This window comes from Tardiphaga sp. 215_C5_N2_1 (assembly GCF_052076055.1).
Lineage (GTDB): Bacteria > Pseudomonadota > Alphaproteobacteria > Rhizobiales > Xanthobacteraceae > Tardiphaga > Tardiphaga robiniae.
On sequence record NZ_CP197240.1, the window covers coordinates 2,383,349 to 2,405,956 of the forward strand.

Here is a 22,608-nt window from a genome sequence, read left to right on the forward strand (position 1 = left end):
GCGATCGCCCCTCTCGGTGGGGCAGGACGAAGGGGAATATAAACCTGAATGGGGATGTCGTCAACGAGAGATAGGAAAAAATGTTTAGGGCCCGTCTTAGCGCCCCACACTGTCATTCCGGGGCGCGGGCGCGCCTTCGCGCACGCGAACCCGGAATCCCGACCTGCTTTGCGCTGAACACTCTGAGATTCCGGGTTCGCGTCCGGCAAGTGCCGGCCGCGCCCCGGAATGACAGCGGGGAAGTCAGCCCCCCGGAATGACGAGCGTGAGACGGCGACCCAACCTACTGCGGCTGCGGCCCCAGGCTCGCGGCAAGCTCGGCCCAGACCGGCGCCTCTTCCTTGTAGAGCGCCTGGCTCGCTTCCAGTGTCATCGGGCCCTCGTCGATACCCTGGCTCTTGAGGAGTTCACGCACGCGATCGCTCTTGCCGGCGCCAACGAACAGCGCGGACAGTTTTGCGACCACCTCCGGCGGCGTCTTCGCCGGAGCCACACATCCCTGAAAGGTCAGCAGGCTGTGCGCGCGTGAGGTTGCGCCCTGTTCGAGGAATGTGCCGACGTCGGGAAGATCCTTGATGCGGCGGCGCGACACCGCGACAGCGCGGGCCTTGCCGGTTTGCAGCACCGGCAGCGCCGCAGCGTAGCTGCCGATGCCGGCATCGATGGAGCCGCCGGCGAGATCCTGCCACATCGGCGCCTCGCCGCGATAATGCACCGCTTCCATCTTCAGCCCATACTGCTTGTTGAGCTCGACGATGACCATATGCGCGAAGGAGCCGGACGCATATGTGCCGACATTCACCTTCTCGGTCTTGCGCGCATAGTCGATGAAGTCCTTCAGCGTTTTTGCGCCGACCTTCTCGCTCACCATCAGCGGCAGGCTGCCGCCCGGCATCACCGCGACCCAGGCGAAGTCCTGCGGGACACTGTACTTGATGTCCTTGATGAGGACGGGATTGAGCATATAGGCGGTGGTGTTGCAGATCATCAGCGTGTGGCCGTCGGGATCGGAGCGCTTCAGCTCCATCGCTGCGACAGCGCCGCCGGCACCGGCCTTGTTCTCGACCACCACGGTCTGCCCGAGTTCACGCGACAGATACTCGCCATAGACGCGCGAGAATTGATCGGTCTGACCACCGGCCGCAGAGCCCGCGAGAATCTTGATCGGCTTGGTTGGCCAGCTATTGGCGCGGACGAGTGACGGCGCACTCAACAATGCAGCAGCGCCTGCGCCCGCGGTGACGAATTGGCGTCGATTGAGCAGACGCAAGTTGTTTCGCACAATCATTCTCCCGATTTGATCTTATCTCTGCGGATAAGTGTATCGAGTATGACCGGCTTCGCCTGCGAAGGCAAAGCAGAGTGACACGCACAGGCGTTCGGAGAACACATGCGGTAACGCCGCCTCTGGCCTGCATGCCATCAGCCGGAATATTGCCCGGCCGTCAGCGGCGCGTCATGGCTTCGGCGGAAAATGCGTTCGCCAATGCTGCGCGACATCGATGCCGCGGCAGAACCATACGCCATCATGCGCGCTCATGTGTTCGAGCATCCTGATGAGCCCGCCAACACGGCCAGGACGGCCGATCAAACGGTCATGCAGACCGATGGACAGCAGTTTCGGCGCGCCGGCGACGCCTTCCGCGTAGAGCACGTCGAAGGCATCGCGCATGTATGTGAAGAACTGCTCGCCGGTCGAGAAACCGGAATTCTCGTTAAAGCGATTGTCGTTGGATTCATAAGAGTACGGCACGACGAGAAACGGGCCGTGCTCGGTCTTCACCCAGTAGGGCAACTCATCGGCGAGCGAGTCGCGGTCGTAGAGAAAGCCGCCCTCCTCCGCGAGCAGCCGCCGCGTGTTGGGACCGGGACGTCCGGTCATCCAGCCGAGCGGGCGGCTACCGGTCAGCTCGGTGAGTATCTCGATCGCCTTGACGATATGCGCACGCTCGATCGCTTCATCCACATCGCAATAATCAATCCAGCGATAGCCGTGGCTGACCATCTCATGACCGCGCGCAACGCAGGCTTTCGCCAGTTCCGGATTTTGCTCCATCGCCCGCGCGACGCCGAGAATACTGACAGGCACCTTGAAGCGGTCAAGCACGTCGAGGATACGCCAGGCGCCGCGGCGACTGCCATATTCGAACACGGACTCCACCAACGGAACGCGAACGCCCTCTTTGGTCGGCACGCCGATGTCATTCAGCATGCCTTCGGAGACTGCATCGCCATTCGCCAGCGTGGACTCGCCGCCACCTTCGATATTCAGGCTGATGCTGACCGCGATCTTCGCGCCGTTCGGCCAGCTCGGATCGGGTGACGTGGCGCCGTAACCGACAAGATCGCGCGCCTGCATCGGTTCAGGACGGATGTCGCCGGGCTTCATCGCTGCAAATTCGGACATAGGGCCTCCGGAATGGCTCGGTCGAGCGGCACGGTGCAGGCATCATAACCGAAGAACCAGTCGGTCTTCGTCGGGCCATGCATCCACGAATTGGCGATGGAAATCTGCTGGATGTCGGCGACGCGCGGGATGCGGATCATCGTGTAATGCGCGAAGGCCGTGGCGGGGTCGCCGAACTCGGCGATGCAGCGGCCGAGGATCGCGGCGTCCTCGATGGCCGCCGAGCCACCAGCCGCCATGAACGGACGCACCGCATGGCAGGCATCGCCCATCAGCACCACGCGACCCTTGTGCCAGGTGTCGTTGCGCGGCCGATCGAAGATCGGCCACACGGTGACATCTTCCGCCGCTTCCGCCGCGCGCCTGAGATCGGGATGCGCGCTGTCGAAGGCGGCAATGAATTCGTCGCGGTCGCCCTTCACCGGCGAACCGTCGCCGTCCCAGCGCGCCATCGGCAGCGCCGCCATGACATAGACCTCGTTGCGGTCGGGCGTCATGTAGTAAGCCAGCGTATGCCGGTCCGACGCCCACCACTTGGTACAGTCGTCGATGGGGTCACCCGTGATGCGGCTCGCCGGAAACACCGCGCGCGGTGCAGAACGCCCGATGAAGCGTGGCTCTTCCGCGCCAAGGATGAGTTCGCGGGTGATGGAGCGAATGCCGTCAGCGCCGATGGCGATATCGGCTTCCGCGCTTGTGCCGTTCTCGAAGCGCAAGGTGAGCGCGTCGCCGCGCTCCTCGATGCCGGTGAGCTTGTGGCCGAAACGGATGGTGTCGGGCGCGAGCGGTCGCTGCAGCAACTGATGCAGATCGGCGCGGTGGATGTTGACAAAGGGGCCGCCGAAACGCGCTTCGCATTCCGCGTCGAAATCGAGCCTGTAGAGCTGCTCGCCCGTATCCCATGCACGGCTGAGAAACGCATCGGGGCGAATGCCGGTGGCGGCGAAGGCGTCTTCGAGATCGAGCCGTCGCAGCACCTTGGAAACGTTGGCGCCGAGAATGATGCCGGCGCCGATGCGCGAAAAACTCGGCGACTGCTCATAGACCGCGACCGGGAAGCCGGCGCGCTGCAGCAGCCCCGCCACCGTCAATCCGGCGAGACCCGCGCCGAGAACGGCGATCCGTGTTCCGCGATCCATCTCTCACCTCGTTCCAGCGGCGCCACAGCGTCCGGGCCGCAGATCATTCGATATCTAATGATTTCGCATAGAACGGGCCGATCACGGCTGTCAAGCAACGGCATAGGCCGCCTCGGAAACGAGCCATATGCGCGGATTTTACGCGGAATTTCGTTTATCTCGATGAGTTTTTGGGCAGCGTCTCCGTTGATCTTCATCAAAGCCGCCCTTAACATTTATTCGATTGCGAACGAATTTGGATGCGCCGCTTGCGCACCGAAAGCCGGCCTCCTCCTCCTCACCCGTCACTGAAGGTCAGACCATGAAATTCCGCGCTCGCCTCACCGCCGCCCTGCTCGCGACCCTGGCTACGGCCGGCGTCTCCAGCGCGCAGGCTGCCGAGATCAATTTCATCACCGATTTCGGCTTCAACGGCCGCCACGCTTATTTCTACGTTGCCCGCGAGAAGGGCTACTACAAGGCCGAGGGCTTCGACGTGAACTTCGTGCGTGGCCAGGGCTCGGCCGACGCCATCAAGAAGGTGGCTGCCGGCGTCGCCACCTTCGGCTTCGCCGATGCCGGCTCGCTGGTGCTGGCGCGCGGCAATGACGGCGTGCCGGTGAAGCTGGTCTCGGTGGTCTATGCGAAGCCGCCGCAGGCAATCTTCGCCATCAAGGGCAGCGGCATCAATTCGCCGAAGGATCTCGAAGGCAAGACCGTCGCCGACACCGCATCAAGCTCGGTGCGCCTGCTGTTCCCGGCTTTCGCCAAGGCCGCCGGCATCGACGCCAGCAAGGTGAAGTGGGTGGTCGCCGAAGGCTCGGCGCTGCCGTCGCTGCTCGCCAATGGCCGCGCGGATGCGATCTGCCAGTTCTCGGTCGGCGAGCCGTTGATTGCAGCAGCCGTGGCGCCGAAGGAAGTCACCCGCATCAACTACGCCGACTCCAATCTCGATTATTACGGCAACGGCCTGATCGCTTCCGAGGAGATGATCGCGAAGAGCCCGGATCAGGTGAAGGCCTTCGTCCGCGCCACCATCAAGGGCATGAAGGACGCCTTCGCCAATCCGGCGGAAGCCGCCACCATCATGGCGAAGTATCAGAAGGAACTGCAGCCGGCGGTGATCGAAGGCGAGACCAGGCTGGTGAAGGAACTCGCGGAGGTGAAGGGATCGCTCGGCCATATCGAGCCGAAGAGCATCGCCAGCACCATCGACGTGATGTCGGCCAACTTCACGCTGAAGAATCCCGTGAAGCCGGAAGACCTGTTCGCGCCGGGCTTCATCGACTGATGACGGCGATTTCCGCACACAATGATGCGCCGTCGCGGACTGCCGCGGCGGTGGTTCCTGCGATCGATCTCAAGGGCGTCACCAAGACCTATCCGGGCCGCGACGGCAAGGCCACGCATGCGCTGGGACCGGTCGATCTGCGCATCGATCCTGGCAGTTTCGTCTCGGTGGTCGGCCCGTCAGGCTGCGGCAAGTCCACGCTGCTGCGCCTCGTTGCCGGGCTGGAAATGCCCGACACCGGCACCATGCAGCGCTATGGCACGCCGCTCGACGGCCCATCGCATGAAGTGGGCATCGTGTTTCAGGAGCACGTGCTGTTTCCATGGACCAGCGTGCTCGACAACGTCTTGCTTCCCGCCGACGTGCTGGCGCTGCCGAAAGCCGCCGCGCGCGAGCGGGCGCTGAAGCTGCTCGAACTCACCGGCCTGAAGGACTTCGCCCATCAGCGTCCGCAGGCACTGTCCGGCGGCATGAAGCAGCGCGCCGCTTTCTGCCGCGCCATGATCTCCGATCCGCGCCTGCTCCTCCTCGACGAACCCTTTGGCGCGCTCGACGCGCTCACCCGCGAGGAATTGTCGCTCGAACTCTCGCGCCTCTGGCAGGAGCTGGGCCGCGCCGCGCTGCTCATCACCCATGACATCGAGGAGGCGATCCTGCTCGGTGACCGCGTGCTGATCATGTCCGAACGCCCCGGCACTATCCGTGCCGACATCACCATCGATCTGCCGCGTCCGCGCGATGCCGACACCGTGAAGCTGCCGCGCTTCCAGGAGATCAAGAACCAGATCCGCGACATCATCTTCAACCGGATGGGTGGCTGATCATGTCCTTCCCGCGCTTCATCGACCGCGCCGCCACGCCACTGATCTATCTGGCGCTATTGATCGGCTGGGAACTCATCTGCGACGCCCTGAAAATTCCGACATGGATCCTGCCGGCGCCCTTGGAGATCTATCATTCAGCCGTGAAGTGGGCGCCGGAGCTTGCCTCCAATACGCTAGTAACGCTCCGTGAAACGGTGCTCGGCTTCGTGCTGGCGATCGCGCTGTCGCTGCCGCTGGCGATCCTGATCAGCCTCAATCCACTGGCGCGCCGGATCATCTATCCGATCCTGCTCGGCCTGCAGTCGGTGCCGAAGGTCGCCGTGGCGCCGCTGATCATCCTGTGGTTCGGCCTCTCCGAATGGCCGAAGATCCTGGTCGTGGTGCTGGTCTGCTTCTTCCCGATCCTCGTCAACATGGTTGCCGGCTTCGAGGCCGCGCCAAAGACCATGCTCGACCTGATGCGCTCGCTCGGCGCCTCGCCGCATATGGTGTTCCGCCGGCTGCGCGTTCCCGTGGCGCTGCCGCACTTCTTCACCGGCTGCAAGGTGGCGGTAACCTTCGCCGTGATCGGTGCGGTGATCAGCGAATTCGTCGCCGCGCAGGACGGGCTCGGCTATCTGATCCTGACCTCCACCGCGCAGTCGCAGACGCCGCTCGCTTTCGCCGCCATCGCGCTGCTCACCGTGTTGAGTATTGCGCTGTTTCACGGCATCGAGTTTATCGAACGACGTGTGATCGACTGGACGCCATGACTGACGAGACATCTGGATCGAAACCACCCTCGCGTCGCCCGACACGCGCGCGCGCGGCAATGCGCGAACAGGTCGATGCCATTTTCTCGCAGTGGCAGACGGAGCGGCCGGATATCGACCCCAGCCCGGTGCACATCTACGGCCTGATCGGCCGGATTCAGATGCAATGTACAGCCCTCATCGACGAGGCGCTCGCGCCCTTCGAACTGACGCGTGGCACCTATGATGTGCTGACGGCGCTGCGCCGCGCCGGCGCGCCCTACAGCCTGTCGCCGAAGCAGATCGCCCAATCGCTGCTACTCAGTGGCGCAGGCCTGACCAGCCGGCTCAACAAGCTTGAGGCGCAGAATTATCTAGCACGGTTGCCGGAGCCGAACGATCGCAGGACGCTGCGCGTGCAGCTTACCTCGGCGGGCGAGACCGTGATCAATGAAGCGATCCCGCGGGTGTTCGACGTGCAGCGGGAGTTGCTGGCACCGCTCGGACTCGAAGGGCAGCAGTTGCTGATGCAGGAGCTGATGCGTTTTGCGGATGTGATCGACGGACGCCTTTAACACCGTCATTCCGGGGACGGACCGACGCCGCAGGCGGCGGGGCGGAGCCCGGAATCTCAGAATGTTCATCACCTCTTACACCACGCGCGGAAAGAGGCGGCTCTCATTGCGAGGTTCCGGGTTCGCGCGCCTGCGGCGCGCGCCCCGGAACGACGAGGACTTGGCGTTACGCCTTGCCGCCCGAACCCTTGCGGGTGTCGTTGACCCAGCTCTTCGCGCCGGTGGCGAGAATGCCGCTGTCGTTGAGCAGCGTCACCAGCTTGAAGCCCATGCCGATGTTTTTCGCAGCACCCACGGGGCCCGAGCAGTGAATGCCCGGATTGAGGCCGCGCTTGTCGCATTCCTTGATGAGCTTGTCGTAGATCTTCAGGATCTCCGGCTCCTCGCGGTCGAGCTTCGGCACCAGACCATAGGAAAAGCCGAGGTCGGACGGCCCGACATAGACACCATCGATGCCCTCGACATCGAGAATGGCTTCCATGTTGTCGACCGCGGTTTTGGTTTCCAGCATCGGCAGGCAGATGATGTCGGCGTTCGCCGTCTTCTGGTAGTCGCCGGCGCCGCCATACATGCCCGAGCGGATCGGACCGTTGCTGCGGGTACCGCGCGGCGGATACTTGCAGTACTGCACGAAGTTCTCGGCTTCTTCCTTAGTGTTGACCATCGGACAGATCACGCCGTAAGCGCCGCCGTCGAGCACCTTGCCGATGATGCCGGGCTCGTTCCATGGCACGCGGACCATTGGCGTCACCGGATGCGCACCCATCGCCTGGAAGCACTCCACCATCGACATGTAGTCCTGCACGCCGTGCTGGATATCCACGGTGACGCTGTCGAAACCGCACTGCGCCATCACTTCGGCAGAGAAGCCCGACGGAATCGCGAGCCAGCCGTTGACGGCAACCTTGCCCGCCTTCCAGATTTCCTTGACTTTGTTTGCCATCGTCGATGGTCCTTCTTTTGGTTGGTAGTGATGACTTGAGTGCAGCAGAGTTGAGTTCGAGAAATTACGACGTCGCCTTCTTTACGGCTTCTTCGCTCACGCCGACGTCGCGGGCGGTCTGCACGATGGCAGCCCAGGTCTCATCCGGCAATGGCACGCCATTGGCGGTGCGCTCGGCGCGAGTCTTCGCTTCGTTGTCGCCGGGGATCAGAACCGCATCGACGCCGGCGGCCGGCTTGGCGCTCTTGAAGAAGTCGACGTAACGCGCGACTTCGCCGTCGAAGAAGTTGACGGGGTCGATCACTTTCGGATCGATATAGATCGAGAACATGCCATTGGCGAATGGCCGATCATACTTGGTGGCACCGTTGCCGGTGAGCGCACCGCCGAGCAGTTCGCAGATCAGCGCGAGGCCCGAGCCCTTGTGATCGCCGAAGGCGCGGATCGCGCCGGTGCCCTTGGAGTGATCGCGCGGACCTTGCATCTCATGCGGGCCGTAAAGCAGCGCCGGGTCTTCGCTCAGCGTGCCGTCGGGAGCAATCAGCGCGCCCTTCGGCAGCTTCTTGCCGCCGCGCGAGGCGACCAGCACCTTGCCTTCGGCGACCACCGAGGTCGCGAAGTCGAGCACCACCGGCATCTGTCCGGGACGCGGAATGCCAACGCAATACGGCGCGGTGGACAGACGGCGCTCGACGCCGCCATAGGGCGCGACCAGCACGGAGCCTGCCGCGGTAACGAAATGGATCGAGACGAGGCCTTCGGCTGCCGCCATCTCGGCCCAGTCGCCGATGCGGCCGATGTGACCGGAATTCTTGGTGGCGATGGCGGAGAGACCGGCCGCCTTGCACTTCTCGATGCCGAGCTTGACCGCCAGTGGGCCCACCGTCTGGCCGTAGCCGAAGCGGCCATCGACCACGGCGAGCGACGGCGTATCGACGGGGACCTCGATGGTCTGGTTCGGGGTAATCATCCCGTTATTGCGCCAGCGGATATAGACCGGCACGCGGATGACGCCGTGGCTGTCATGGCCGGTCAGGTTCGCGGTGGTGAGATAGGTCGCGATGCGCCGTGCTTCTTCCGGAGAAGAGTCGGCATGGGCGAACACGTCGGCAACGAAATCGATGAGCTTGTTGACTTGAACTGTAACCATGGCGGGACATTCGTCCTTGTTGATGGGCAGCGAGGCCGTCGGTGCAAGCCCTCAATGGGCCGCAAGACCCGCTGCAGGTTTGCCATGACCGCCGAGATAGGCGGCCGCGATGGCCTCGTTGGCCCAGAGATCCTCCGGCTTGCCGCCAAGCACGATACGGCCGGTTTCCAGCACGTAACCCTGATCGGCGACGGATAGTCCCATGCGCGCATTTTGCTCCACAAGCAAGACCGTGGTGGAGAGGCGGATTTCCGTGATGATGCGGAACACCGCCTGCACGATGACCGGCGCGAGGCCGAGCGACGGCTCGTCCAGCAGTAGCAGCCGCGGCTTGGCCATCAGGCCGCGCGCGACCGCGACCATCTGCAACTGACCACCGGACAGCGTCCAGCCGAGCGCACCAGAGAATTTCCGTATGTCGGGAAACAGGTCGAACATCGCGTCGGCTTCACCAGACAATTCGGCCTTGCTCGCTTTGCGATTGGAGCCGCCGAGCATGATGTTCTCTTTCACCGTCAGGCCGGGAAACACCCGCCTGCCCTCCGGCACATGGGAGATGCCCATCCGCACGATGGCTTCCGGGCCCAAACCTGCGATCGACTTGCCGTCGAACAGGATGTCGCCCGAGGCCGGCTTGGCGAGACCGGAGATCGCACGCAGCGTGGTCGACTTGCCGGCGCCGTTGGCACCGAGCAGCGTCACCACCTGCCCTTCCTCGACATTGAACGACACACCGCGGAGCGCGACGATTTCGCCGTAACGGACATTGAGATCGTTGATTTCAAGCAGCGGCATCAGTCTGTTCCGAGATAGGCCGAGACGACGTCGGGATGGCGGAGCACCGCCATCGACTCGCCATCGGCAATGCGCCGTCCGAAATTCAGCACGGTGATGTGCTGCGCTGCTTCCGACACCAGCGTCATGTCGTGATCGATGATCAGAATGGTCAGCCCCTGCGCCGCGATGCGCTTGAGCAGTTCATGCAGTTCGAGCTTCTCGGTCGAATTGAGGCCGGCCGCGGGCTCGTCGAGCAGCAGCAGCGTCGGGTTCGCCGCCAATGCGCGCGCAATCTCGATGAGGCGTTGATGGCCGTAGGAGAAGCTGGAGATCAGCTCCATGGCGCGCGGGCCGAGGCCAACGAAAGTCAGCGCCGCCAGCGCCCGCTCGGTCAGCGCGGCTTCGTCGCCCTTGCCGGTGAGCGTATTACCCGGCCGCTCGGCGCCGATGATGACGTTTTCCAGCGCGGTCATCGAGCGGAACAGGCGGATGTTCTGGAAGGTGCGGCCAAGCCCTGCTGCTGCGCGCAGATGCGGCGGCATCGTGGTGACGTCGGTGCCGTCCAGCACCACCTTGCCTGAGGTCGCGTTGTAGAGACCCGAGAGCACGTTCAGCGTCGTGGTCTTGCCGGAGCCGTTGGGACCGATCAGCGCATGCACACCGCCGCGGCGCACGGATATGTCGACCTGATCGACGGCTTTCAAGCCGCCGAAATGTTTCGACAGTCCGGTAACTTCAAGCACCATGTCGCCGCCGGTTGCTGCGGGCTTGAGCTGTAGCGGCGCGCTTGTGACTGCCACCTTCTTGCTGCTGCGCATGCGATCATAGGCCGCAGTGACGAAGCCCCAGATGCCGTCCGGCATGAAGCGGATAATCAGGATCACCGAGAGGCCGTAGATGGCCAGATACAGGCCGGGCACGCTCTTGAGGAAACGCAGCCATTCCGGAATCAGGATCAGAAGACCCGTGCCGATGGCCGAGCCGATCGGCGACGCCACGCCGCCGAGCAGCGACATGGTCAGGAACACGATGGACTCAGCAAAGGAGAACTGATCCGGCGAGATATAGGCGAAGCCGCCGGCGAACAGGCCGCCACCGAGACCGCCGAGCACGGCCGATATGGCGAAGGCATAGACCTTGGTGCGGAACACATCGATGCCGTTGACGCCGGCTGCGAGTTCGTTGTCGCGCACGGCGCGCATGGCGCGGCCGAGCCGCGTCTCCGGCAGATGCCAGACGATGTAGCCGACCAGAGCCAGCATCGCGACGCAGAAAGCGAGATAGGACTGCGACGACAGGAACAGCGACGGACGCCCGATCTTCGACACGCCGTCCGGCCCCTTGGTGAGCCAGATCGCATTGATCATCACCAGCGTGACGATCTGCTGGAACGAGATCGTCACCATGGCCAGATAATGCCCGCCGAGCCGCAGCGTCGACAGGCCGAGCACCGCGCCGGCGACCAGCGCCATCACGCAGCCCGCCACCAGACACAGCCAGTAGCTGAGTTGATAGTCCGTGGTGCCGATGCCGACTGCATAGGCGCCGAAGCCGAAGAAAGCCGCCTGCGCCAGATTGATCTGCCCGCACAGGCCGAGAACCACCGACAGGCCGAACACGGCGATGGCGAAAGTGGTGGCCTGCATCAGGATGTTGAGGATGTAGCCGTCGAACTGCATCGACGACGCCAGAAAGACCACGATGGCGGCGCCGATGAAATACGGCGCGTGACGCAGCAGCAGCGGCTTCGGACGCGTGATGACCACTGCCGGGATGTTGTCGCTCGAGGTGCTCATGCTTTCTCCGCGACACGTTCGCCGAAGATGCCCTGCGGACGGAACACCAGGAACAGCACCAGCACGAGGAAAGCGAAGCCGTCCTTGTAGGGTACAGAGATATAGGCGGCGCCGAATGTCTCGATGATGCCGAGCGCGAGACCGCCGATGATGGCGCCGGTGACATCGCCGAAGCCGCCGATGATGGTGGCCGCAAACGCCTTCAGCGCGATGGTGGAGCCCATCTGGATCGACACGAACAGGATCGGCGCAACCAGAAGCCCGGCGAGACCGCCGAGTACGGCCGAATAGATGAAGGTGACCATGATCATGGTCGAGACGGAAATGCCCAGCAGCGAGGCCATTTCCTTGTCCTGCGAGGTCGCCTGCAGCTTCTTGCCGATCATGGTGTGTTCGAAGAACCAGTAGTTGAAGATCACCAGCGCGATGGTGACCACAATGATCAGCAGATACTGGCTATCGAGATAGACGGGCCCGAGCTGGATGCCGGGCGTATCGAACCAGCCCGGCAGCACCTGCGGCTGCGGGCCGTACAGCGCCAGCACGCCATTGGCCATCAGGATTGAGGCGCCGATGGTGGCGATGATCACAGGCAGATAGGTGCGGTGGCGCAGCGGATAATAGACGCCGAGATTGAAGATGACGCCGATGACCGCCATGCCGGCGAGCGCAATGATAAAGGACAGCCAGTAAGGCAGTTCCAGATCGACGGCGCAGACCACCATGAGATAGGCGGCGACCATCGAGAACTCGCCCTGCGCGAAATTGACGACATTGGTGGCGCGGAAGATCAGCACGAAGCCCAGCGCCACCAGCGCATAGACGGCTCCGATGCCGATTCCCGTAAACAGTAACTGCAGTACCAGATCCATCAGGCGTGCTCGGTGGGAGGTGATTTTGCCAAGAACTCGTCATTCCGGGATGCGCCCGCTTGGGCGCAGACCCGGAATCTCGACATGGTGAGCGCGGCAACAGGCGCTGAACATTTCGGGATTCCGGGTTCGCGACCGCCTGACGGCGCTCGCGCCCCGGAATGACAACGGTGTGGCGGGTTCACGCGCGGAACACGCGCGTGCCCGGGATGACGATTTAGGCCGTCGGTCGACGGCCATCACCGTCAGTTATCGAATTCGATGTGCTTGTCGAAGACGATGTTGCCCTTCTCGTTCTTCACGATGTTGTAGCCGTGCAGACCGTCGCCGTTCTTGTCGAAGTTGTATTCGCCTTCGGCTCCCGGATACTTCTTGACCGTGAGGATCGCCTCGCGGATCTTCTGCGGATCGGTCGAGCCGGCATTCTTGATCGCCGTTGCCAGCACGTTGATCGCATCATATGGCCAGGAGCTCTGGTTATCGGGTGCGACTTTGTAGGCATCGCGATAGGCCTTGCCGAAGGCCTTCGACGCCTCGGAGGAATCTTCCGCGTAATCGGCGACGCCATAGGTGCCGTAGAGCGCGGGACCGGCGAGCTTCAATGCGGTGACGTTGACGATCGAGGGCGAACCGACCCACGGAATGTTGACGCCGAGCTGTCGCAGCTGGCGGGCGAATATTCCGAGATCGTTCTCGAAGGTGAAATAGGAACCGAGGATATCGGCACCGGACTGCTTGATCGCCAATACGACAGGCGTGAAGTCCTGGCTCTGGTTGGCATAGCCCTGATCGAGCGCGACGGTTGCACCCAGCGGTCCGAGCGCTTCGGTCAGTGCCTTGCCGCCCGCGGTGCCGAAGGCATCGGTCGAATGCAGCACGGCCCACTTCTTCTTGTCGAGATTCTTGACGCCGTATTCGGCGATGACGCGGCCGGAATAGCTGTCATTCGGACGGAAACGGAACAGCCAGGGATTGCCAAGCTTGGTGAGGTTCGGATCGGTGCCGCCGAACATCACCGGCTTGCCGAGTTTGAGCACGTCAGGCGCCATCGCATGCACCTGAGTCGAACGGATCGAGCCGAGGAAACCGACGATGTCGGGATTGGCAGCAAGCTTGGAGAAGGCCAGCACGATGCCGGGATTGGTGGTCTGGTCGTCCTCGATGATCAGTTCGATCTGCTTGCCGAGGATGCCGCCCGCCTTGTTGATGGCCTCGACCGCAAGCTTGGCGCCGCCGGTCGCATATTTGCCCGCTTCGGCAGCCGGCCCCGTAATCGGCGCGCACATACCGATCTTGATCGTTCCGCCGCCCTGGGCGCGCGCGCTGCCAATGATGTAGGGGGCGGTCAGACCAGCGGCCAATCCTGCCGTGAATCCACGTCTCGTGAGCGTCATCGTTCTCTCCCTAAGAGGCCGGACTTGAGCGCCAGCCTTCTTTTGATGGCGGGAGTTGAGCGAAAAATTCTTCTCCTGTCTACAGCCCAGCGAAATTCGTACGACGAATTAACGCTCGCGTGACGTGCGAGGGCCTTGCCGCAAAAATATGCAGATCAGTTATTCACCAGCGTCATCGTCTTCCGCGCCATCGGCAGCCGGCATGGCCAGCAGCGCGGCTTCCAGCTCATGCAACAAAGCCTGCAGGTCCGACAATTTGCGCGCGCCGAAGCGCTTCGTCATCTCGGTGTAGATTGCCTCAGATGTGGGCGCGACAGCTTGGATCAATTTCAATCCCTTTGACGTGATCGAAACAATGCTGCGGCGCAAATCGGCCTTCAGCAGCCGCCGTTCGATCAGCTTGCGCCCTTCGAGATCGCGCAGGATGCGCGACAGGCTCGGCCCGAGCAGAAAGGCGACGCGCGCGAGTTCCGTTACCTCGATCTCGCCCGACGCCGCTAGCGCGCGCAGGATGCGCCATTGCTGTTCGGTGAGATCATGCGCCCGCAGCGACGGGCGAAAATGTCGCATCACCGATTCCCGCGTTCGCAGCAGCGACATCGGCAGCGACTGCGAGAAGTCGCGCATCGGGATTTTCGCGGCGGACTTGGCGGCGGTCCGTGGCTTTGATGCTGTCGTCATGATCGCCTCTATAAGATGATTCTGGCGCATCCCAGTGTGCAACGCACAATCGAATTGTCACGGCCGGGGTTTGATCGCAACAACTTAACATGTTAATCACTTTTCCGCGCGGCTTTTCTGCGCGGGATGACGACGCGATGGCACTCACCTCTTCAGACATATCAAGCGCTGCGCAGCGCCTGCATCACGCCGAGAAGACGCGGACGCAGATCCGGCAACTGTCGCTGGATCATCCCGGCATCACCATCGACGATTCCTACGCGATCCAGAAAGCCTGGATTGCAATCAAGACCGGTGAAGGCCGCGTGGTGCGCGGCCACAAGATCGGCCTCACCTCCAAGGCGATGCAGAGCGCGCTGAATATCGACGAGCCGGATTCCGGTGTGCTGCTCGACGACATGTTCTTCGCCGATGGCGGCATCGTTCCCACCGATCGCTTCATCGCAACCCGGGTTGAGGCCGAGCTGGCTTTCGTGATGAAGACGCGGCTCACAGGCCCGGATTGCACGATGTTCGACGTGCTCAATGCCACCGACTTCGTGGTCCCGGCGCTGGAGATCCTCGACACGCGCGTCGAGCGCGTCGATGCCGCAACCAAAGCCACGCGAAAGATTTTCGACACGATTGCCGACAATGCGGCCAATGCCGGCATCGTGCTCGGCGGCCGGCCGATGCGGCCGCTGGACACCGATCTGCGCTGGGTCGGCGCCATGTGCCATCGCAACGGCCAGCTCGAAGAAACCGGCCTCGCCGCCGGCGTGCTCAATCACCCCGCCACCAGCGTCGCCTGGCTGGCCAACAAGATCGCGCCGCATGGGCTAGCGCTGGAACCCGGTCAGGTCGTGCTCGCCGGCTCGTTCATTCGCCCCATCGAGACCCGCAAAGGCGACACGATCCAGGCGGACTATGGCCCATGGGGCACCGTGAGCTGCTACTTCGGCTGAACAGGGATCACGCACCATGCCGCATTTCACCATCGAATATTCGGCCAATCTCGACGGCGCGATCGATATCAGCGCGCTCTGCGAGGTCATCCGCAATGCTGCGGTACAGACCGGCATCTTTCCGCTCGGCGGCATCCGCGTGCGCGCGATCCGCTGCGAGCATTATGCCATCGCCGACGGCCGCGCCGGCCTCAGCTTTCTCGATATCCTGCTGCGGATCGGCGAAGGCCGCTCGCTCGAGGCTCGCCAGACGGCTGGTGCGCATATCTTCGATGTGGTCTCGACCCATCTCGACAATGTTTTCGCCGGCGGCCGATTTGCGCTGTCCTTCGACATACAGATCAACGACAGCGCGACCAGCTGGAAGCGCAATCCCATTCACGACCTGCTGAAAGCCGAGGCCAACAATGGCTAAGACCCCTGCCGATCCCGCCGCTGTCCTTCAGGCCAACACCGAGCGCGCCGCGCCGCTGCTGAAAAAACTCGCGGCCGACGGCATCGGCAATATTATCGACGGCCAGATCGTGCCGTCCTCGTCGGGTGAGGTGTTCGAGACGACGTCGCCGATCGATGGAAGCGTGCTTGCGCAGGTCGCGCGGGGCACGAAAGAAGATATCGACAAGGCCGCCAAGGCCGCACAGCGCGCCTTCAAGGAATGGCACGACATGGCGCCGACCACGCGCAAGAAGCTGCTGCATCGGGTTGCGGATGCCATCGAGGACAATGCCGACGACATCGCCGTGCTGGAATGTATCGACACCGGCCAGGCACATCGCTTCATGGCCAAGGCCGCGATCCGCGGCGCCGAGAATTTCCGCTTCTATGCCGACAAATGCACGGAGGCCCGCGACGGCCTCAACATGCCGGCCGACGAGCACTGGAACGTCTCGACCCGCGTGCCGATCGGCCCGGTCGGCGTCATCACGCCGTGGAACACGCCGTTCATGCTGTCCACCTGGAAGATCGCACCGGCGCTGGCTGCTGGTTGCACGGTGGTGCACAAGCCGGCCGAATGGTCGCCGGTCACGGCTGACCTGCTCGCAAAGCTTGCCAAGCAGGCCGGCCTTCCCGACGGCGTGCTGAACACCGTGCACGGCTTCGGCGAAGAGTCCGGCAAGGCACTGACCGAGCATCCCGCCATCAAGGCCATCGCCTTTGTCGGCGAAAGCGCCACCGGCTCCGCCATCATGGCGCAGGGGGCGCCGACCCTGAAGCGCGTGCATTTCGAACTCGGCGGCAAGAATCCGGTGATCGTGTTCGATGATGCCGATCTGGACCGCGCGCTCGATGCCGTGGTGTTCATGATCTATTCGCTGAATGGCGAGCGCTGTACCTCGTCCAGCCGGTTGCTGGTGCAGGCGAGCATTGCCGATACATTCATCGAGAAGCTCACAGCTCGCGTGCAGGCACTGAAGATCGGGCATCCGCTCGATCCCCGGACCGAAGTCGGCCCGCTGATCCATGAACGCCACCACGCAAAGGTCTGCAGCTATTTCGACATCGCGCGGCAGGACGGCGCGACCATCGCCGTCGGCGGCAAACCGCATGACGGCCCCGGCGGCGGACATTACGTGCAGCCGACGCTGGTGACTGGTGCGCACAAGGACATGCGCGTGGCGCAGGAGGAAGTGTTCGGCCCGTTCCTCACGGTGATCCCGTTCAGCAACGAAGCCGAAGCGATCGAGATCGCCAATGCCGTGCAATACGGCCTCACCGGCTATGTCTGGACCAATGATGTGGGCCGTGCGCTGCGCGTGGCCGACGCGCTGGAGGCCGGCATGATCTGGCTCAATTCGGAAAACGTCCGCCATCTGCCGACGCCCTTCGGCGGCATGAAGGCCTCCGGCATCGGCCGCGACGGCGGCGACTATTCGTTCGAGTTCTATATGGAGACAAAACACGTCTCGCTCGCGCGCGGGACGCATAAGATACAGAGATTAGGCATCTAGGTTGTCATTCCGGGGCACGTGCGCCCTTACGCACGCGAACCCGGAATGACGAGATAAAAACGCAGGAAACGCCCATGCCCGTGCCGACCCACGTGTTCGATCCGCCCTTCAATATCCTGCGCTCCAGCCACGTCGTGCTGGATGTCGTCGATCTCAAGGCCAGCCGCGACTTCTATGCGAATGCCGTCGGCCTGCATGTCGAGGATGCCGACAGCGAGACCGTCTATCTGCGTGCCGTGGAAGAGCACCAGCATCACTCCCTGGTGCTGCGCAAGGCAGCAACATCGGCGTGCCATCGGCTGGGCTTCCGCGTCGCCAGCGAGAGCGATCTCGACAAGGCCGCCGCCTGGTTCGCCGCCAACGGCATCGTCTATTCCTTCGTCGAGCGCCCGTTCCAGGGCCGCACGATGCATGTCACCGATCCGTTCGGCTTCCAGATCGAACTCTATGCGACCATGGAGAAGCGCCCGCATCTGCTCCGCCGCTTCGATCTTTACAAGGGTTGCCATCCGCAGCGGCTCGATCATTTCAACGTCTTCGCCGCCGAGGTGCAGGACACCGTCGACTTCTATGCGCGGCTCGGCTTCCGGCTGACCGAATATGGCGAAGAAGACGGCGACAATGGCCGCATCGCCGCCGCCTGGATGCATCGCAAGGGCAATGTGCACGACTTCGCCATCACCAATGGCAAGGGGCCGCGGCTGCACCACTTCGCCTATTGGGTGCCGACCGCGATGAACATCCTGCATCTCTGCGACGTGATGGCGTCATCGGGCTATCTGAAGAACCTGGAGCGTGGCCCCGGCCGCCACGGCATCTCCAATGCGTTCTTCCTCTATGTGCGCGATCCCGACGGCCATCGCCTCGAACTCTACACGTCAGACTACCAGACCATGGACACCGACCACGAGCCGCTGCGCTGGTCGCTGAAGGACCCACGCCGGCAGACTCTTTGGGGCGCGCCTGCCCCGCGCTCGTGGTTTGAACAAGGCTCGCCGTTCAATGGGCAGGCCGTGCGTGAGCCGGCTTTCGTGGCGGATGTGACGATTGCGGATTGATGACAATAGAGTGTGAGGAACACGCGCGATGACCTACTCCCGCCTCGCCACCTTCACCGTCAACGGAGCCCTGAAATACGGCGCCGTCACTGACGATGGGATCGTCGATCTATCCGCGCGCTACGGCGGGGATTATCCGACGCTGCGTGAAGCCATCGCGCATGGCGCCTTGCATCGCCTCGCCGATGCCGCGGCCAATCAGCCCGCCGATTTCGCATTGGACGCCATCACCTGGCAGCCGCCGATCCCGGCCCCGGAAAAGATCATCTGCATCGGCGTCAACTATCCGGACCGCAATGCCGAATACAAGGACGGTCAGGACGCGCCGAAATATCCTTCGATGTTCATGCGCACGCCGCGCTCCTTCGTCGGACATGAGGCGCCGCTGGTGCGCCCGCGCGTATCGAGGCAGCTCGACTATGAAGGCGAAGTCGTGCTGGTGATCGGTAAGGCCGGGCGCCACATCGCCGAGGGCGATGCGCTGGATCACATCGCCGCGCTGACGCTCTGTAACGAAGGCACCATCCGCGACTGGGTGCGGCACGCCAAATTCAACGTCACCCAAGGCAAGAACTTCGATGCCACCGGCAGCCTCGGCCCATGGATCGTGCCCTATAGCGACGAAAGCCAGATCGCCGATATCCGCCTCACCACCCATGTCAACGGCGAGCTGCGGCAGGACGATCGCACCTCGCGGCTGATGTTCGGCTTCCGCTATCTCCTGAGCTATATCTCGACCTTCACGACACTCGTGCCCGGCGACGTGATCGTCACCGGCACGCCGACCGGCGCCGGTGCGCGCTTCGATCCGCCACGCTATCTTGTCCCTGGCGATGTGATCGAGATCAAAGCGGACGGCATCGGCACACTGCGCAACGGCGTCGTCGACGAACACTAACGGATTGGAATACGCATGACTGTTCTCACCGGTGGCGAAGCCATCGTCAGCGGGCTCAAGGCGCACGGCGTCGACACGATCTTCGGCCTGCCCGGCGCGCAGGTCTATGGCCTGTTCGACGCCTTTCATCAGGCGAAGCTGAACGTCATCGGCGCGCGCCACGAACAGGCCTGCGGCTATATGGCGTTCGGCTATGCCCGCGCCTCGGGTAAGCCCGGCGTGTTCAGCGTGGTGCCCGGCCCCGGCATTCTCAATGCCAGCGCGGCGATGCTCACCGCCTTCGGCTGCAACGAGCCGGTGATGTGCCTCACCGGTCAGGTGCCGTCCGATTATCTTGGAAAAGGCCGCGGTCATCTGCATGAGATGCCCGACCAGCTCGCGACGCTGCGCAGTTTCGTGAAATGGGCCGAGCGCATCGACTATCCCGCGGACGCGCCGACAAAAGTGGCGCGCGGATTTCGGGAGATGATGTCCGGCCGCCGCGGTCCTGTGGCGCTGGAAATGCCGTGGGACGTGTTCACGCAGCGCGCGGAAACCGCCGCCGCGACGACGCTTGAGCCGTTCGCCGCGCCCTCGCCCGATCCCGATCGGATCAAGGTCGCCGCTGCGCTGATCAAGGCCGCCAAGGCACCGATGATCTTCGTCGGCGCCGGCGCGATGGATGCAGGCGATGCCATTCTCGCACTCGCCGAGATGATCGACGCGCCCGTGGTCGCGTTCCGCTCGGGGCGCGGTATCGTCAGCAATGCCCATGAGCTCGGCCTCACCATGGCGGCCGCCTATAATCTGTGGCCGCAGACCGATCTCATGATCGGCATCGGCTCGCGGATGGAATTGCCGACCACGTTCCGCTGGCCGTTCCGGCCGGAGGGCATCAAGTCCATCCGTATCGACATCGATCCGGTCGAGTTCAGGCGCCTCACCGTCGATGCGCCGATCGTCGCCGATGCGACAGAAGGAACACGCGCGCTCGTCGCCGCCGTAAGCAAGGCCGGTTACACGAAGACATCGGGCCGCCGCGAGACCATCCGTGCCGTCTCGGCGAAAGCGCGAGAAGATATCCAGGCGATCCAGCCACAGATGGCCTATCTCGACATCCTGCGCGACGTGCTGCCGGACAACGCCATCGTCACCGACGAGCTGTCGCAAGTCGGCTTCACCTCATGGTTCGGCTTTCCGGTCTACCAGCCGCGCACCTTCATCACCTCGGGCTATCAGGGCACGCTCGGCTCGGGCTTTCCCACAGCGCTCGGCGCCAAGGTCGCGCAGCCGGACCGGCCGGTCGTGGCGATCACTGGCGATGGCGGCTTCATGTTCGCGGTGCAGGAACTGGCGACGGCCGTGCAGTTCAAAATCGGCGTGGTGACGCTGGTGTTCAACAACAATGCCTATGGCAATGTCCGCCGCGACCAGTTGCAGGTGTTCGACGGCCGCGTAGTGGCCGCCGATCTGGTCAATCCGGATTTCGTCAAGCTCGCGGAGTCATTCGGCGTCGGTGCTATCAGGGTGACGTCACCGGCGGAGTTCAAGCCGGCGCTGGAAAAGGCACTGGCCGATGGCGGGCCGTATCTGATCGCGATCGACGTCCCGCGCGATTCGGAAGTCAGTCCGTGGGCGTTCATTCATCCGAAGAAGCCTTCTTAACCTCTCCCCGCTCTGCGCGGGGAGAGGTCGACCGGCGTAGCGTAGCGAAGACGGTCGGGTGAGGGGCGAGGCAAGAAAGAGGACACATGCTCAACCTGTCGGGTCGAAGATGTGCGATCCGAGAGGAATAGTTCGCAGCGACTGCAGTGGATGCCCCTCACCCGCCGCGCCCCTCGATGCTGCGCATCGAAAGGCGCGTCGACCTCTCCCCGCAAATGCGGGGAGAGGTTAGCGCGTTACTGCTTCACCGGCGGATCCAGCAGCATGCAGCCGCCATCCGCGATCGGCCGCATGATGTCTTCGGCCTTCACCTTGCCCTTGATGGTGAGCAGGTCCCACTCGCCTTTGACCTCCGACGGCTTCTTCACTTCCGCCAGCAGCATGTCGTTCATCAGCCGGCCGTCCTCGCGTACGCGGGCGCCGGGCGCGAAGAAATCATCCACCGGCATCGCCTTCATCTGACGCATCACCTTCAGACCGTCATTCTCGTTGGCGGCTTCCGCAGCGCGCAGATAATGCTTCACCGCGCTATAGACGCCAGCCTGCGCATGGGTCGGCATCTTGCCGTGCTTGGCCATGAAGCGCTTGCCGAATTCGCGGCTCTTGTCGTCATTGTCCCAGTAATAGCCTTCGAGATACTGCACGCCTTGCGTGGCCTCCGAGCCTAGCGCCTTCACCGAGGTGAGATAGAAGATCAGCACGGCGAGCTTCTGCTTGCCCTCGCCGATCTGGAATTCGCGCGCCTGCTTGATATTGGTGACGGTGTCGCCGGACGCATTGGCGAGCGCGATCACCTTGGCGCCAGAGGATTGCGCCTGCAGCAGGAACGACGAGAAATCCATCGTGCCGACCGGATGCTTCACCGCACCGAGGACCTTGCCGCCGGCAGCTTCCACCACTTTCGAGACTTCCGCCTGCATGGCGATGCCGAATGCATAATCCGCCGTGATGAAATACCAGGTATCGCCGCCCTGCTTGACCACGGCCTTGGCGATGCCCTGCGCCAGCGAATAGGTGTCGTAGAGCCACATCGCGGCGGTCGGCGCGCATTGCTTGCCGAACACGTCGGCCGTGGCCGAACCAACATGCACCAGCACCTTGCCGCGCTCGCGCGCCATGTTCTGCACCGCCAGCGAGATCGCGGAATTGCCGATATCGAAGATCGCATCGACGCCCTGCTGATCGTAGAGATCGCGCGCCAGCGATACGCCGATATCGGTCTTGTTCTGATGATCGGGGCCGAGCAGTTTCACCGGCAGGCCACGCACCTTGCCGCCGACATCGTCGATCGCAAGCTGCGCCGCAACCACGCTGCCGGTGCCGCCGGCATCGGAGAATACCGAACTCTTATCGTTCAGCACGGCGATGGTGAGAGGTTTGGTGATGGGTTCGGCAAGCGCCGAACCGTTCAGGCAAGCAACAGCAATGGCAGCCAATATGCCCATTCGGGTCATTGTCGTTTCCTCGTTCTGGTTTTTATTGAGGAAAGCGTAATGGCGGCTGAATGCCTTGGCCAGCGAAATTTAATCGATCGATTAAATCGAATTCCGACGTAC

The 22,608-nt window shown here is 63.1% G+C and carries 21 protein-coding genes; 10 read left to right on the plus strand and 11 right to left on the minus strand.

Features of this window, described 5'->3' with window-relative positions:
* Positions 1-283 precede the first annotated feature (283 nt).
* The 3 genes from AB7828_RS11445 to AB7828_RS11455 form a co-directional block, all read right to left on the minus strand.
* On the minus strand, positions 284-1,282 hold the full coding sequence (locus tag AB7828_RS11445; protein WP_244499825.1) for a Bug family tripartite tricarboxylate transporter substrate binding protein: 999 nt from the start codon (positions 1,280-1,282) through the stop codon (positions 284-286).
* 174 nt (positions 1,283-1,456) lie between these two features.
* Entirely contained in the window at positions 1,457-2,407 is a 951-nt protein-coding gene (locus tag AB7828_RS11450) for a polysaccharide deacetylase family protein (protein ID WP_246297488.1), read from the minus strand.
* Entirely contained in the window at positions 2,386-3,546 is a 1,161-nt protein-coding gene (locus AB7828_RS11455) for an FAD-dependent oxidoreductase (protein ID WP_441230194.1), read from the minus strand. Before AB7828_RS11455 ends, AB7828_RS11450 begins: the two co-directional genes overlap by 22 nt.
* 301 nt (positions 3,547-3,847) lie before the next feature.
* Between AB7828_RS11455 and AB7828_RS11460 the strand changes: the two genes are divergently transcribed.
* The 4 genes from AB7828_RS11460 to AB7828_RS11475 are packed head-to-tail and all read left to right on the plus strand — an operon-like array spanning position 3,848 to position 6,946.
* On the plus strand, positions 3,848-4,816 hold the full coding sequence (locus AB7828_RS11460) for an ABC transporter substrate-binding protein (RefSeq protein WP_441230195.1): 969 nt from the start codon (positions 3,848-3,850) through the stop codon (positions 4,814-4,816).
* A complete protein-coding gene (locus tag AB7828_RS11465) occupies positions 4,816-5,637 on the plus strand; it encodes an ABC transporter ATP-binding protein (protein ID WP_441230196.1) in 822 nt (273 codons plus the stop codon). Before AB7828_RS11460 ends, AB7828_RS11465 begins: the two co-directional genes overlap by 1 nt.
* A gap of 2 nt (positions 5,638-5,639) precedes the next feature.
* Entirely contained in the window at positions 5,640-6,392 is a 753-nt protein-coding gene (locus AB7828_RS11470; protein WP_175366488.1) for an ABC transporter permease, read from the plus strand.
* Positions 6,389-6,946, plus strand: a complete 558-nt coding sequence (locus tag AB7828_RS11475; RefSeq protein ID WP_309948038.1) for a MarR family winged helix-turn-helix transcriptional regulator — start codon at positions 6,389-6,391, stop codon at positions 6,944-6,946. The genes AB7828_RS11470 and AB7828_RS11475 overlap by 4 nt, the downstream gene beginning before the upstream one ends.
* A gap of 166 nt (positions 6,947-7,112) precedes the next feature.
* Here the strand turns inward: AB7828_RS11475 and AB7828_RS11480 are convergent, their stop codons facing one another.
* The 7 genes from AB7828_RS11480 to hpaR all read right to left on the minus strand — a co-directional run bounded on the left by AB7828_RS11480 (position 7,113) and on the right by hpaR (position 14,559).
* A complete protein-coding gene (locus AB7828_RS11480) occupies positions 7,113-7,889 on the minus strand; it encodes an HpcH/HpaI aldolase family protein (protein ID WP_068735824.1) in 777 nt (258 codons plus the stop codon).
* Positions 7,890-7,953: 64 nt separating this feature from the next.
* The gene (locus AB7828_RS11485) at positions 7,954-9,039 is read right to left on the minus strand and encodes a malate/lactate/ureidoglycolate dehydrogenase (protein WP_441230197.1); all 1,086 of its coding nucleotides are present in this window, start codon (positions 9,037-9,039) and stop codon (positions 7,954-7,956) included.
* A gap of 51 nt (positions 9,040-9,090) precedes the next feature.
* Complete coding sequence (locus AB7828_RS11490) at positions 9,091-9,834, minus strand: ABC transporter ATP-binding protein (protein ID WP_068735820.1); 744 nt, start codon at positions 9,832-9,834, stop codon at positions 9,091-9,093.
* Entirely contained in the window at positions 9,834-11,612 is a 1,779-nt protein-coding gene (locus AB7828_RS11495; RefSeq protein WP_120291234.1) for a branched-chain amino acid ABC transporter ATP-binding protein/permease, read from the minus strand. Before AB7828_RS11495 ends, AB7828_RS11490 begins: the two co-directional genes overlap by 1 nt.
* Entirely contained in the window at positions 11,609-12,484 is an 876-nt protein-coding gene (locus tag AB7828_RS11500) for a branched-chain amino acid ABC transporter permease (RefSeq protein ID WP_089265092.1), read from the minus strand. Before AB7828_RS11500 ends, AB7828_RS11495 begins: the two co-directional genes overlap by 4 nt.
* A 245-nt stretch (positions 12,485-12,729) precedes the next feature.
* Entirely contained in the window at positions 12,730-13,878 is a 1,149-nt protein-coding gene (locus tag AB7828_RS11505) for an ABC transporter substrate-binding protein (protein ID WP_089265093.1), read from the minus strand.
* Positions 13,879-14,037: 159 nt separating this feature from the next.
* The gene (gene hpaR / locus AB7828_RS11510; RefSeq protein ID WP_441230198.1) at positions 14,038-14,559 is read right to left on the minus strand and encodes a homoprotocatechuate degradation operon regulator HpaR; all 522 of its coding nucleotides are present in this window, start codon (positions 14,557-14,559) and stop codon (positions 14,038-14,040) included.
* A gap of 137 nt (positions 14,560-14,696) precedes the next feature.
* Between hpaR and hpaH the strand changes: the two genes are divergently transcribed.
* The 6 genes from hpaH (at position 14,697) to AB7828_RS11540 (ending at position 21,052) form a co-directional block, all read left to right on the plus strand.
* A complete protein-coding gene (gene hpaH, locus AB7828_RS11515) occupies positions 14,697-15,503 on the plus strand; it encodes a 2-oxo-hept-4-ene-1,7-dioate hydratase (protein ID WP_441230199.1) in 807 nt (268 codons plus the stop codon).
* 16 nt (positions 15,504-15,519) lie between these two features.
* Positions 15,520-15,918, plus strand: a complete 399-nt coding sequence (locus tag AB7828_RS11520; protein ID WP_441230200.1) for a 5-carboxymethyl-2-hydroxymuconate Delta-isomerase — start codon at positions 15,520-15,522, stop codon at positions 15,916-15,918.
* Complete coding sequence (gene hpaE, locus AB7828_RS11525; RefSeq protein ID WP_441230201.1) at positions 15,911-17,452, plus strand: 5-carboxymethyl-2-hydroxymuconate semialdehyde dehydrogenase; 1,542 nt, start codon at positions 15,911-15,913, stop codon at positions 17,450-17,452. The genes AB7828_RS11520 and hpaE overlap by 8 nt, the downstream gene beginning before the upstream one ends.
* A gap of 74 nt (positions 17,453-17,526) precedes the next feature.
* The gene (gene hpaD / locus AB7828_RS11530; protein WP_120291247.1) at positions 17,527-18,510 is read left to right on the plus strand and encodes a 3,4-dihydroxyphenylacetate 2,3-dioxygenase; all 984 of its coding nucleotides are present in this window, start codon (positions 17,527-17,529) and stop codon (positions 18,508-18,510) included.
* Between the two features lie 28 nt (positions 18,511-18,538).
* Positions 18,539-19,408: a fumarylacetoacetate hydrolase family protein gene (locus tag AB7828_RS11535; RefSeq protein WP_120291249.1), complete on the plus strand. Its 870-nt coding sequence runs from the start codon at positions 18,539-18,541 to the stop codon at positions 19,406-19,408.
* 15 nt (positions 19,409-19,423) lie between these two features.
* Positions 19,424-21,052: a thiamine pyrophosphate-dependent enzyme gene (locus AB7828_RS11540; RefSeq protein ID WP_441230202.1), complete on the plus strand. Its 1,629-nt coding sequence runs from the start codon at positions 19,424-19,426 to the stop codon at positions 21,050-21,052.
* Between the two features lie 236 nt (positions 21,053-21,288).
* Here AB7828_RS11540 and AB7828_RS11545 read toward each other — a convergent pair whose 3' ends face one another.
* Positions 21,289-22,506, minus strand: coding sequence for an ABC transporter substrate-binding protein (locus tag AB7828_RS11545; RefSeq protein ID WP_231079972.1), 1,218 nt, complete (start codon positions 22,504-22,506; stop codon positions 21,289-21,291).
* Positions 22,507-22,608 lie beyond the last annotated feature (102 nt).

What these genes read in the sequence shown, in the direction of transcription:
- AB7828_RS11450 (WP_246297488.1), bottom strand. Translation starts at nt 2,407, where the DNA reads ATGTCCGAATTTGCAGCGATGAAGCCCGGCGACATCCGTCCTGAACCG.
- AB7828_RS11455 (WP_441230194.1), bottom strand. Translation starts at nt 3,546, where the DNA reads ATGGATCGCGGAACACGGATCGCCGTTCTCGGCGCGGGTCTCGCCGGA.
- AB7828_RS11460 (WP_441230195.1), top strand. Translation starts at nt 3,848, where the DNA reads ATGAAATTCCGCGCTCGCCTCACCGCCGCCCTGCTCGCGACCCTGGCT.
- AB7828_RS11465 (WP_441230196.1), top strand. Translation starts at nt 4,816, where the DNA reads ATGACGGCGATTTCCGCACACAATGATGCGCCGTCGCGGACTGCCGCG.
- AB7828_RS11470 (WP_175366488.1), top strand. Translation starts at nt 5,640, where the DNA reads ATGTCCTTCCCGCGCTTCATCGACCGCGCCGCCACGCCACTGATCTAT.
- AB7828_RS11475 (WP_309948038.1), top strand. Translation starts at nt 6,389, where the DNA reads ATGACTGACGAGACATCTGGATCGAAACCACCCTCGCGTCGCCCGACA.
- AB7828_RS11480 (WP_068735824.1), bottom strand. Translation starts at nt 7,889, where the DNA reads ATGGCAAACAAAGTCAAGGAAATCTGGAAGGCGGGCAAGGTTGCCGTC.
- AB7828_RS11485 (WP_441230197.1), bottom strand. Translation starts at nt 9,039, where the DNA reads ATGGTTACAGTTCAAGTCAACAAGCTCATCGATTTCGTTGCCGACGTG.
- AB7828_RS11490 (WP_068735820.1), bottom strand. Translation starts at nt 9,834, where the DNA reads ATGCCGCTGCTTGAAATCAACGATCTCAATGTCCGTTACGGCGAAATC.
- AB7828_RS11495 (WP_120291234.1), bottom strand. Translation starts at nt 11,612, where the DNA reads ATGAGCACCTCGAGCGACAACATCCCGGCAGTGGTCATCACGCGTCCG.
- AB7828_RS11500 (WP_089265092.1), bottom strand. Translation starts at nt 12,484, where the DNA reads ATGGATCTGGTACTGCAGTTACTGTTTACGGGAATCGGCATCGGAGCC.
- AB7828_RS11505 (WP_089265093.1), bottom strand. Translation starts at nt 13,878, where the DNA reads ATGACGCTCACGAGACGTGGATTCACGGCAGGATTGGCCGCTGGTCTG.
- hpaR (WP_441230198.1), bottom strand. Translation starts at nt 14,559, where the DNA reads ATGACGACAGCATCAAAGCCACGGACCGCCGCCAAGTCCGCCGCGAAA.
- hpaH (WP_441230199.1), top strand. Translation starts at nt 14,697, where the DNA reads ATGGCACTCACCTCTTCAGACATATCAAGCGCTGCGCAGCGCCTGCAT.
- AB7828_RS11520 (WP_441230200.1), top strand. Translation starts at nt 15,520, where the DNA reads ATGCCGCATTTCACCATCGAATATTCGGCCAATCTCGACGGCGCGATC.
- hpaE (WP_441230201.1), top strand. Translation starts at nt 15,911, where the DNA reads ATGGCTAAGACCCCTGCCGATCCCGCCGCTGTCCTTCAGGCCAACACC.
- hpaD (WP_120291247.1), top strand. Translation starts at nt 17,527, where the DNA reads ATGCCCGTGCCGACCCACGTGTTCGATCCGCCCTTCAATATCCTGCGC.
- AB7828_RS11535 (WP_120291249.1), top strand. Translation starts at nt 18,539, where the DNA reads ATGACCTACTCCCGCCTCGCCACCTTCACCGTCAACGGAGCCCTGAAA.
- AB7828_RS11540 (WP_441230202.1), top strand. Translation starts at nt 19,424, where the DNA reads ATGACTGTTCTCACCGGTGGCGAAGCCATCGTCAGCGGGCTCAAGGCG.
- AB7828_RS11545 (WP_231079972.1), bottom strand. Translation starts at nt 22,506, where the DNA reads ATGACCCGAATGGGCATATTGGCTGCCATTGCTGTTGCTTGCCTGAAC.